The 11,471-nt window shown below is 73.1% G+C and carries 6 protein-coding genes; 2 read left to right on the top strand and 4 right to left on the bottom strand.

Going from position 1 to position 11,471, the window contains the following annotated elements; genetic code table 11:
* The first annotated feature begins 90 nt into the window (after positions 1-90).
* Complete coding sequence (locus ACZ6TI_RS19530) at positions 91-1,992, top strand: ATP-binding protein (RefSeq protein WP_465346494.1); 1,902 nt, start codon at positions 91-93, stop codon at positions 1,990-1,992.
* On the opposite strand, the gene ACZ6TI_RS19535 is transcribed toward ACZ6TI_RS19530, so the two are convergent.
* The gene (locus ACZ6TI_RS19535; protein ID WP_465346495.1) at positions 1,956-2,423 is read right to left on the bottom strand and encodes a hypothetical protein; all 468 of its coding nucleotides are present in this window, start codon (positions 2,421-2,423) and stop codon (positions 1,956-1,958) included. The genes ACZ6TI_RS19530 and ACZ6TI_RS19535 overlap by 37 nt on opposite strands.
* On the bottom strand, positions 2,392-9,159 hold the full coding sequence (locus tag ACZ6TI_RS19540) for an FG-GAP-like repeat-containing protein (protein ID WP_465346496.1): 6,768 nt from the start codon (positions 9,157-9,159) through the stop codon (positions 2,392-2,394). The genes ACZ6TI_RS19535 and ACZ6TI_RS19540 overlap by 32 nt, the downstream gene beginning before the upstream one ends.
* A 115-nt stretch (positions 9,160-9,274) precedes the next feature.
* On the opposite strand from ACZ6TI_RS19540, the gene ACZ6TI_RS19545 reads away from it, so the two are divergent.
* Positions 9,275-10,492, top strand: coding sequence for a cytochrome P450 (locus tag ACZ6TI_RS19545; protein WP_465346497.1), 1,218 nt, complete (start codon positions 9,275-9,277; stop codon positions 10,490-10,492).
* 91 nt (positions 10,493-10,583) lie between these two features.
* Here ACZ6TI_RS19545 and ACZ6TI_RS19550 read toward each other — a convergent pair whose 3' ends face one another.
* The gene (locus ACZ6TI_RS19550) at positions 10,584-11,153 is read right to left on the bottom strand and encodes a DUF305 domain-containing protein (protein ID WP_465346498.1); all 570 of its coding nucleotides are present in this window, start codon (positions 11,151-11,153) and stop codon (positions 10,584-10,586) included.
* Positions 11,150-11,440: a carbohydrate-binding protein gene (locus ACZ6TI_RS19555; protein WP_465346724.1), complete on the bottom strand. Its 291-nt coding sequence runs from the start codon at positions 11,438-11,440 to the stop codon at positions 11,150-11,152. The genes ACZ6TI_RS19550 and ACZ6TI_RS19555 overlap by 4 nt, the downstream gene beginning before the upstream one ends.
* Positions 11,441-11,471: the final 31 nt, after the last annotated feature.

Genomic DNA, 11,471 nt, shown 5'->3' on the forward strand with positions numbered 1-11,471 from the left:
CCGGCCCGCGCGGCCCTTCCCGGAATTCGCCCGCGTCCGGGATCGTCCGGGATTTCCCCGGCGGCGACCCGTCTGCCGGACGGTGGGTGCGTGAACTGGAGTGCCCCGACCGTGGCGCCGGTCGCGCCGGATGCCGGGCTCCGGCGGCTGCTGCCGGACGCCGCGCACGCCCTGTGGGTGGACGGCGACCGGCCGGCCGCCCGGGAGCTGTTCGACGCCGCCTTCCGCCTCGCCGAGGCCGCCGGCGATGCCGAGGCGATGGCCTGGGCCGCGCTCGGGCTCAACGGTCTCGCCCCGAACGAGTACCGGGACACCGCGACGGCCGTGCTGATGGCGGACCGCCTGCGCCGGGCCGTGGCGACGACCGATCCGCGGTCGGCTCTCGGCCTGCGGCTGAGAGCCCGGCTGATCGCCGACGCCGACCACCACGCCGGCACGCACGCCGCGATCCTGGCCGTGGTCCGCGACTGCGAGCGGTCCGGCGACCCGATCGCCTGGTCCGAGGCCGCGAACCTGGCCCACTATTGCCTGCTCGGCCCGGATCACGGCACGCTGCGGCACGCGCTGGCCCGGGACCTGATCGCCGCGGGCTTCCGCACGTCCCGGCGCGGCGATCAGGTCACCGGCCTGCTGTGGCGGGTCGCCGACTCGTTCCTGGACGCCGACCCGCGCGCCGAACACCGGCTGGCCGACCTCGAGGGCCAGCTCGCCCGGCAACCGCACCGGGCGGCCGGCGTCGTGGCGGACGCGATGGGCGTCATGCTCGCCATCCGCGCCGGGCGCTTCACGGAGGCCGAGGCGCTGGCCCGGGCCGGCGCGGACCGCGGTGTGCCGGCGGCCGACCCGGACGCGGCCGGCCGGCTCGGCGCGCAGTTGTTCGCCCTGCGCTGGTTCCAGGGACGCGCCGGCGACCTGCTGCCGATGCTGCGCGATCTGGTCAGCTCACCGACGCTGAGCGCGGTGGACCAGTCGCACCGGGCCGCGCTGGCGGTCGCCGCCGCCACGGCCGGCGAGCACCGGCAGGCGGCCGGCGCGCTCGCCCGGTTGCCCGTCGCCGATCTCCCCCGGTGCGGCACCTGGCTGCCCACGATGTGCGCGATCGCCGAGGCGGCCCACTTGCTCGGCGACGCCGGCACCGCGGCCGTGGTCGCCCAGCAGCTGCTCCCCTATGGACACCTGCCGGCGATGTCGGGGCCGGGCGTCGCCTGCCTCGGCTCCACCCGGCACGCGATCGGGATCGCCCTGCTGACCGCCGGCGACGCCGCCCGGGCGGTGGTCCACCTGCGCGCGGCCATCCGGGACAACCTGGCCCTCGGGCATCTGCCCGCCGCCACACTCTCCCGGGCCCGGCTGGCGCAAGCCTTGCGGCGGCGCGGGCGGCCGGGCGACGCCGACGAGGCCGCCGGGGAACTTCGCGTCGCCACCCGGGAGGCCGACGGCATCGGCATGGCGCTGCCCACGGACGGACGGCCCGTGGTGCGGTGCCGGCGCCGGGGCGCTCGCTGGCTGATCGAGCTGAACGGACGGGTCGCCGAGGTCGAGGACTGCCGCGGCATGGACTACCTGGCGACCCTGCTGGCCAACCCCGGGCAGGAGATTTCGGCCGTGCGGCTGGCGGCCGGCGATGCCGGCGCCGCCGACCTGGCCGGCGGCGGGCACCAGCCGGTGCTGGACGAGGCGGCGATCCGCGCCTATCGCGAGCGGCTGACGCGGCTGCGGGCCGGGCCCGACGGACGGCGGACGCCCGAGGCGCAGGCCGAGCACGACTGGCTGGTCGCCGAACTGCACGCCGCGTCCGGGCTCGGGCGGCGGCACCGGGCCTTCGCCACCGCCGGTGAGCGGGCCCGGATCTCGGTCGGCAAGGCCATCCGGCGGGCGCTCGACCGGATCGCGGCCGCGGACCCGGCCGTCGGGCGTGAGCTGCGTGCGGCCGTCTCGACCGGGCTGCGCTGCTGCTATCGCCCGGCGAGCTCGTCCAGCGCGGCGCGGTAACCGGAGGCGTTCCGCGGGACCAGCTCGATCATCCGGTGGAAGAACTCCTCGGCGGCGGTCCGCACCGCCGCCAGGAACTCGCCCGCGTCGGCGTGCGCCTCGCGTACGTCGGGGCCGATCTCGCTCTTGATCTTGATCTGCCGGCCCTCGCGCCGGAAGCCGAGCCGGATCGGCTGGTCCGGGAACCAGGTGTCTGCCGCGTCCTCGGTGTCGAGGGTGCGGACCATCGTCACCAGGTAGGCCCAGAGCTGGTCGACGTAGTCCCACTGTGGCCGGCCGATGATCTCGACCCGGCCGACGACCAGCTCGATCGCGCCCTCGACGTAGTCCGGGTCCGGCGGCGGCGTGACCGTCGCCGCCGGATCCGTGAACGTGCCGTCCGGGGAGCGCAGGTAGCTCTCAATTCGGATAGAGCTGGGCGATGCGACCATTGTTCAGACCCAACGTGTACCAGTAGCCGTCGACCTGCCCCCGGATCTGGTACATCCCGTTGGCGCCGCGCTTGGCGAGATAGCCGGAATTCTGCCGCATGACCTCCGAGACGATGTTCTCGACGTCCGCGATCGAGTGGTTCGGGTCGAAGAAGCTCTGCCGCTGCTTGCTGGTGCCGTTCCAGAACTTCGGGTGGTGCCGCTCCAGGATGTGTTCCAGGCCCTTCTTGTCCAGCATGAACGTCTGACCGCCGGCCTTGAACCGCGACGACCGCCAGTTGCGCAGCGCGGCCTTCAGCTCCACCGCCCGCTTCGCGATCGCTCCCTTCGCGATCGACGGCAGCGGCAGCGGGCCGTAGAAGGTGGTGGACATGGGTCCGGCGGCCGGCGGCGGCGAGCTCTGCACCGGCGCCGGCGTCGCGGCCGGTCCGGCGCCGGTGCTCTCGCCGCCGCCGGGCGACTGCGAGTCCGCCATGAAGATCGAGCCGATCATCGTCGCGATCCCGGCGCCCATGTCGACCGCGCCCTCGATGGCGACCGCACTGGAGGCGACCGCGGCGGGCGCGCCCAGCGTCGCGCCGAGCCCGGTCGCGCTCGCCAGGCCGCCACCGGCGGCGCCGGCGCTGCCGCCGAACATCTGGACGAAGCCGTAGGAGAACTCGCCGGCGCCGCGGAAGAACTCGAACGTGCGGCTGGGCGCGATCCGGGTGAAGGCCGGACCGGCCAGGAATCCGCCGGGCGCGGCGCCCTGCGTCACCCCGACGGCGAATCCGGTCACGGCCTGGCCCGGGGTCGTGGTCGCGAGATACTCGACGGCCATCTTCGCCCGGTAGTAGCCCGGCACCGGTTGCCGGCCGTCCCGGTCGGCGAGGGTGAGCGGGTTGTTCGCGGCATAGGCATAGGGCTGCAGCAGATCCGCGGCGGACATCACCGGCGCGGCGTCCGCGGTCACCCGGGACATCAGTCTGTCCTGCGGCGACTCGGCGCCCGCGCCACCGGCGCCGTCGACGATCACCGGGTCGACCGAGAGGAATCGGCCCACCAGCGGGTCGTAGAGCCGGCCGGACATGTCGACCAGCCCGAGATCCGAGTCGGTCTGCTTTCCGGCGTAACCCTGCTCGCCGGTCGCCCGCGGGTCCGGCTCGCGGTTCACGCCGTACGAGCTGAACCGCTGGCTGTGCCCGGCGGCGCCGGTCTCGTCGCTGTGGTCCAGCGGTGATCCGAGCCGGTCCGGGTGCGCGTACGTGGTGATGCTCTGCACCACCCGGCCGCCCAGCTCGGGCCGGACCACCTGGGCCACCGGGCGGTCGCCGGCCTGCACGTAGTAGCGGTGCTCGAGCTGGCCGGCGGGTGTCTCGCGGCGCTCGTAGAGGCCGCCGACATAGGTGGTGACGGCGTCCGGGGCCTTGCGCAGCACGCGCTGCTCGTCGGCGCCGTAGAGGAAGCTGGTCGCCCGTGGGGTCGGCTCGGGACCGGTGGTCACCTTCGACGGCAGGTTCGCCGGTGTGTAGGAGACCTCCTGCGTGCCGTGCGCGACGCCCGGCCCGCGCCGGTCGGTCTGGTTGCCCGCCGCGTCGTAGGAGAAGGTGTTGGTCCCGGCCCTGGTAACCGCGTTGGGCAGCCGCCCGGCGGTCCCGTAGGTGTAGGCGCCCACCCCGAACTGGCTGGTGATGTTGCCCGCCCGGTCGTAGGCGAACTGCTCGTCGACCAGGTCCTGCGCGGTTCTCGATTCGGACAGCCGGTGGACCGCGTCGTACGCATAGGTCCGGGACCGGTCCGGCCGGACCGTGTCGACCAGCCGCCGCACGTTCCCGGCGGCGTCGTAGCCGTAGTCGAGGTGTTGCACCTCGGTCCCGGCGCCCTTTCCCGACGTCGTGCCGCCGAGCCGGCCGCTGAGCGGCTGGAACGTCGACGTCGTGATGACGCCGTTGCCGAGGCGTTCCACGCCGATCCGGTAGCCCTGGTCGTCGTCCACGAAGGACCAGAACGGTCGGCCGGTCGAGCTGTCCCGCACCTCGGTGAGCAGGCCGGTGGTGTCCCACACCTGGTCGACGCCGAAGCGCAGGGCGCCGGCCGCCGGATATTCGATGTGGCTGACCCGGCCGAACCCGTCGTAGGTGTACCCGATCCGGTGGCTGCGCCCCTCGACGGTCTGCTCGGTCGAGGCCGGCAGCCCGCGGTTGGGTCCGGTGGCCGGCGGGTCCTCGTAGCGCAGCGTGGTGCGCGCGCCGTCCGGGCTCAGCGACTCCACCAGCTTGCCGACGGCGTTGCTGCCCGGCCCGTCGTAGGTCCAGGTGGCCGCGCCGCGCGGATCCGCCCGCCGGACGGTCCGGCCGAGCGTGTCGTACGTGTACTCCGAGGCGATCCCGCGCGGGTCGGTGTGTGTGCGCAGCTGCCCGAACCGGGTCCAGGTGTAGCCGTGCCGGCCGGCGTCGGCGCTGGTGACCGCGATGTTGCGGCCCAGCCGGTCGACGTCGAACCCGGTGACCGCCCCGGCCGGGTCGATGATCCGCCGGGCGACGTCGAACGAGCCGTACTCGGTCTGGGTGGCCGCCCCGGCCGCGTCCACGCTCGCGACCAGCGCGCCGCCGAAGTCGTTCACCTGCACGGACGTCCGGCCGGTCGGATCGGTGATCGCGACCGCCTCGGCGCCCGCCGCCTTGACCGGCGCGGTGAACGACGCCGCCGAGGGCGCCTCGTCCGGCCAGCCGTACCGCAGGGTGGAGGTGGCCACGCCGCCCGGCGCGTCGTCGTCCGGGCGGGCGGCGGTGGTGAGCCGGCCGAGCGCGTCGTAGGTGTATCGCGTAGTGCCCTGGCCGGTGTCGCCGGGCAGGTGCGGACGGGTCACCGAGATCTGCCGGCCGGCATGGTCGTAGCCGGTCTCGGTGCCGACCATCGTGCCCGCGTATCCGCTGACCCGTCGGTCGACGCCGCGGCCGAGCGCGTCGGCGAACTCGATCGTGGTCGCGCCGCCGGCCACCTGCGTGGTGGCCCGCACCCGAGCGCGCAGCAGGGCGGTGGTGTCGGTGTCGGCCCGGGCATAGGTGGTGACGGTGTCGCCGTTGGGTCCGCGCTCGCGCCGGATCCGGCCGAATCCGTCGTAGGCGAACTGTGTCGCCACGCCGTTCGGGTCGACCTGCACCAGCGGGCTGCCCAGCGCGGGATCGGTGACGGTCGTGCTCGCGTGCCCGGCCGGATTCCTGATCACCGTCGGGAAGAGGCCGCGAGCGTCATAGTCCGTGCGGGTGGTCCGGGTCGTCTCGCCGGCCCCGGCGGTGTCCTGCCGGATCACGTTGCCGAACTCGTCGTAGGCGCTGGACTCGACCAGCGTGAGCGCGGCGTCGTCCGGCTCGATCGTGGTGCTGAGCGGCAGCCCCCGGTCGGCGCTGTGCGTGTAGGCCAGCGTGCGGGTCTCCGCGCTCCCCTGCCGGGTGTGGGTGATCGTGCGGCGGACCGGAAGATTCAACAGCCATTGGGTACGCCGCGCGGCGCTCGTGTCGTAGCTGATCTCCGTCCGGGTCCGGGCCACCTCGGCGCTCTGCCCGTTGCGCACGGCGACGGTGGAGAGCACCGGGTTGCCGTCCGCGTCGTAGGCGGTCGAGGTCTCGGTCGACTTGACCACCCGCTCGGTGCCGGCCGCCGGGATCCGCATCATCTCGGCCTGCGAGCTGCCGGTGTCGGTGACGAACGGGACCCCGGCGGCGGACAGCTTCACCTCGTGCCGGATCGGGTTGGTCACCAGCAGCCGCAGCGTCTCCGCCTGGGCGGCGAGGCCGTGCCGCACCGGGCCGGACCGCGACTCGGCGATGATCGGCCGCCCGGCGAACGGGAACCAGTGCCGGATCGCGGCGCCGGGCGTGACGTCCTGGTGGGTCGAGTTGTCGTAGAGCGTGGACGCGGTCTCGATCAGCTCGGTGTTGGTGGCGCCGAACGAGGTCACGACGCGGCGGCCGAAGCCCAGGCTCCCGCGGCCGTACCACGCGTGCCGCGCGTCCTCGTAGCGGAACGTCTGGAAGCTGACCCGGGCGGCCCGCTCGAACGGCGGCACGGGCAGCCGTTCCGTCGCCGCGATCAGGACGCTGGAAGCCAGCGGGCCGACCCGCGCCGCGCACCAGCTGTGCACCGACCGGCAGGACGTGGTGCGGCGATAGACCGGCCGCTGATCCGCGTCGAGCCTGTCGTAGCCGAACAGGGTCCGCCGGCCCAGGCCGTCGCGGACCGCGACGATCTTGTTGCCCCGGGAGTAGGAGCCCCACCGGATCTTCATCCGGTTCGCCGGGTTGCCGTGCGGGTCGAGCAGGCCGGGGACGTCCTCGGCCAGGATCAGGTCGGAGCTGCCGTCGCCGTCGGCGTCCGCGCGGATCGGCAGGGTGGCCTGCGCGATGTTCATCGTGCCGAGCAGCTCGGGCACGAAGCTCGACCGGTCCCGCACGCGGTGCACGACCCAGCGCATGGTCGCCGGCTGGCCGGGGTCGCCGACCGGCAGCAGCACATCCGTGCGCCCGTCGTTGTTGTAGTCGAGGAACTGGGCGCGGGCGAACCCGTACGCGCTCACCCGGTACCAGTCCCAGGACGGGTCGCCGAGCAGGATCGGCGCGTCCACCCCGAATCCCTTGCCGGTGTTGATGTGCAGCCGCACCCGGTTCTGCAGGGTGCCGTCATAGCGGACGATGTCGTCCAGGCCGTCGCCGTTGACGTCCGCCACCCGCATCTGCCACTTCCGGGCATAGGACGTGACGGTGACCTGACCGCCGTCGTTGCCGTCGTCGTCGTCGAAGACGTCACCGGCCCAGTACGGCGTGAGGTCGAAGATGTCCTCGGGGTCCGGCAGGTCGCCGTTGATCGTCTCGTCGAAGGCCAGACCGGTGTCGATCCAGCGGGCGGCGGCCGGATCGATCGACAGCGCCTTCCAGGTCTGGGTCCAGATCGACGTCTCGTCGTCGGGTGTGCCGGTCAGCGCCCACTGCCGCTTCAGCACGTTGGCCACGCCGTCGCCGTCGACGTCCACGAACATCGGCGCCTCGCACGCCTCGGTGCCCCGCCCGCCGCGCCAGCCGCGCATCGGCGAGTCACCCTCGTGGCCGTAGTTCGGCAGCGTGCGCCCGGCCTCGAAGCCCGCACCGGGGCCGCGGTTCAGGTGCAGCCGCAGGCTCTTGTCGCTCTTGCAGATCAGCACGTCGCTGAGCGCGTCGCCGTTGAGGTCGGCGAGCCAGAACGGCTCGTCGGTGTCGTCCGGGATCACCGGGATGCGCTCCTGGACGAAGTCCTGCCCGGTCGAGACCAGCACGATGCCGTTCTTGCGGAAGCCGCAGGTGCTGGCCAGGTCGTCGCGCCCGTCGCCGTTGTAGTCGATGACGCTGTCCTGCGAGATGCACCAGAACGGAAAGCCGAGGTCGGGCTGGGACCCGAGATCCAGATTCACCACCGTGTACGGCGCGGACCGGTCGCCACCGGCCACCGCCAGCCGGAACTCCCAGCTGCCGCTGCAACTGGACAGGCTCGGGTCGCAGCTGTAGCGCTCCTCCGGCGAGCCGAACACGATGTCGTCCAGCCCGTCGCCGTTGGCGTCGAGCACGATCGTCTGGCCCACCGCCGCGCTGCCCAGGCCGTTGCCGAAGATGTCCGGGACGACCGGCCCGTCGGTCGCCGACGTGAAGAAGCCCTCCCCGGTGTCGTAGGTGAAGGTGGTCGGCGGCTTGCAGACCTCGGTGGCGCCGTCGTCGGCGCACTCGAACAGCTGGGTGAGCCGGCTGACGTCCGGCCGCGAGTCGTAGACCGCCTTGTAGCGCCGGGCCACCACGCCGCCGACCACGGTCTCGATCCGGTTGAGCCGGCGCCACTCCAGGTCGCGCAGGCCCCGCGAGTGCGCCGACCAGCCGTCCGCGCGCTCCTCGTAGACGAACCGCACCAGCCGGTCGTGGGCCTGGACGGCGCCGGAGGACGAGCGGTGCCCGCCGTAGCGCACCTCCGAGGGTGCGAACCGGGTGCAGGTCGGGATCGGCTGCGGCGGGGTGCACACCCGCGCGTACGCGATCTCCAGGAAGTTGCCGCTGCGGTCCTGTTGCTCGTGCATCGCCCAGCGCCGGCGCTTGCCGTCCAGCGCGGTGACCGCGTCCGTGGCGAAGCCGTAGCGCAGGATCGCGCCGTCCTTCGTGCGCACCTCGAAGCCCTGTGGCCCGGCGGCGTCCACACCGGTGGCGGTGATCCGCGAGAAGGTGTCCACCTCGGTGCGGTACTCCGAGCCGTCCGCGCCGTAGGCCCCCGCCGTCACCACGAGCAGCTGCCCGTCGAGGCAGAACGCGTCCGGCCGGCCGGCCGGGTCGTCGATCGGGCGGGCGTACTCGCCGGACTGCGCGGCGCTCAGTGCGCAGCGCTCGATGGTGGAGAACCCGGAGATGTTCCAGCCCTCGCCGGCCAGGCCGTCGCCGCCTCCGGAGCTGACCGTCAGGTCGATGTCCGGGGCGAGCCCGGCGAGCCCGGGCGGCGCCTCGATGCCGACCGTGTAGGTGGCCTGCCCCGACTCGGTGACCGCGTGGGTCCCGGCCAGCGCACCCGCCGCCGCGGTGCCCTCCCGGGGGAGTGGATCGGGTGCCGCGGCGGCGGCGCGCGCCGGATCGGCCGCGGCCGGCGCCGGGCCGAAGCCCAGCGCGGCGATGGAGGTGACCAAGGCGGCCACGAGGATCGACGAGCCGCTGCGGGTGAAGGTGATCCGGCGCATGACCGTGAGGCGTTCCACGCCCGTTCCATCGCCGTTCCATGTCCCCTGCCGAGCTGCGGATTACCGTCCATTGCGGATTCCGGCACCGTGTCGGGATGGATGTGGATCACTGGACTCGGCCAGAATCGCGACCATGAGTGATCAGACTGCGACCGTGCGGGACTACGACGTGTTCACCCCCGAGGTGCTGGCGGATCCGAACGCGTTCCTGCACCGGGTGCGCGCCGAGAGCCCGCTCGCCCGGCTCCCGCAGTTCGACGGATACCTGCTCACCCGGCACGCGGACATCGTCGCCGCGCTGCGGGACAAGCGGATGGACACCGCCAACATGACGCAGAGCCTGCTGCGCCTGACGCCGGCCGAGCAGGAGGAGCTGGCCCCGATGCGGCGGTCGCTCGAGATGTGGATGGGGCACACCGACCCGGTCGAGCACGTGCGCTTCCAGCAGCTGCTCAAGCGCTACTTCACCCCGGCGATGGTGGACCGGTTGCGGCCCCGGGTGCGGGAGATCACCAACGAGCTGCTCGACGCGGTGGCTCTGAAGGGCGAGATGGATGTGGTGCGCGATCTCGCGTACCCGCTGCCGGCGAACGTGATCGCCGAGATGCTCGGCATGCCGGTCGGTGACCGGGAACAGCTGCAGGCGTGGTCCCGGGACATCCTGGCGATCTTCGGCAACGGCGACGTGCAGGGTCTGCGCCAGGCCCAGCGCAGCATGCTCGAGATGCACGACTACCTGCGCGTGCTCGCCGCCGAGCGCCGCGTCGAGCCGCGCGACGACGTGCTGAGCATGTTCGTCGCCGCCGAGGCCGAAGGCCAGGTCACCGAGGACGAAGCGGTGGCCAACTGCGTGCTGCTGCTCTTCGCCGGCCACGAGACCACGGCCAACCTGATCGCCAACGGCCTGGTGCTGCTCTTCGACAACCCGGGTCAGCTGGCGCTGCTGAAGGAGAAGCCGGACCTGACGCCGCTCGCGGTCGAGGAGATGCTGCGCCTGGACGGCCCGGCCGGCGTGATCGGGCGGGCCGTCACCGAGCCGATCGAGCTGCACGGCCATCCGATCCCGGCCGGAAAGCGCATCTATCTCGCGCTGATGGCCGGCAACCGCGACCCGGAGCACTTCTCCGACCCGGACACCTTCGACCTCCACCGCAAGCGCGGCCGCAACCTGGCGTTCGGCATGGGCACCTACTACTGCCTGGGCGCGGCGCTGGCCCGGATGGAGACCGACGAGTGCTTCCGGATCCTGCTGGACCGCTGCCCGGACATCGCGCCGGCCTACGAAACCCCGGCCTGGCAGCCGACGCCGCCGGTCGGGCACCGGCTGACCTCGCTGGAGGTCACCTTCTGAGTTCATAGGGTTGCACCGGGCGGGGGCAGTTCCTCGTGGCCCAGGAGTGGCGGGCTCGTCCTTGGGGATGGGAAGGACGAGCCCGCGCGCGTCAGCTGTTGAGGAGCTTCAACATCTGGCGCACCTGGTCGGTGCGGGATTCGCGCACCCGTTCGGCGAACGCCTTGGCCTCGGTGTTCGCGCCGCCGGTCCGTTCCAGGCCGGCCATCTCGATCGCGTTGTGCTGGTGGGCGACGAACAGGTTGAGGAAGGTGGACTCGAAGTCGGCGCCCTTCGCGTCGCGCAGGGCCTGCATCTCCGCCGGGCCGGTGGCCGGCAGGCCGCCGTGCGCCGCGTGCACGCTCATGTCGTGGTCCACAGTGGCCGGTTTGGACCAGCCCTCGAGCCACGCCTTCATCATGGTGATCTCGTCGGCCTGGGTGAGGTCGACCGCCTTGGCCAGGCTCCGGATCTCCATCCGCCGGGCCGACTTCTCGGCGATCCGCACCATCTCCAGGCCCTGCTCGTGGTGCGCCACCATCATCTGCAGGTACATCACGTCGGTGTCGTTGTAGGTGTCCCCGGCCTGCACGGCGGCGGTGACCTGGGTCGTCCGGGCCACGTCGGTGCCGCACCCGCCGAGCAGCAGAGCGACGGCCAGCAGGAGAGCGCGGGCCTTCACAGCGGCAACCAGAGGGCAAGGGTGTAGATCGACGGCTCCCAGCTACTCAGCGAGGTGTGACCCTGCCGGCACTGGTACCGCACGCCCCTGAAGGTCACCACGTCGCCGGTGCGGTAGGCGACGTCCGCGGCCCAGCCCTCTCCCCCGGCGTTTCCGCCCCCCGCGGGCGGCGGGGTGGTCGGGTCGGGCTCGGCCGGCTCCTCAACCGGCGGCTGGGTCGGCGGGGTGGTGGCCGGAGGCGGGGGGGGGGGGGGGGGGGGGGGGGGGGGGGGCGCAGAGCCCCCCACGCGCCCCCTCCCCAAGCCCCAGGAAAAAGTT

Source organism: Actinoplanes sp. NPDC051388 (genome assembly GCF_055586225.1).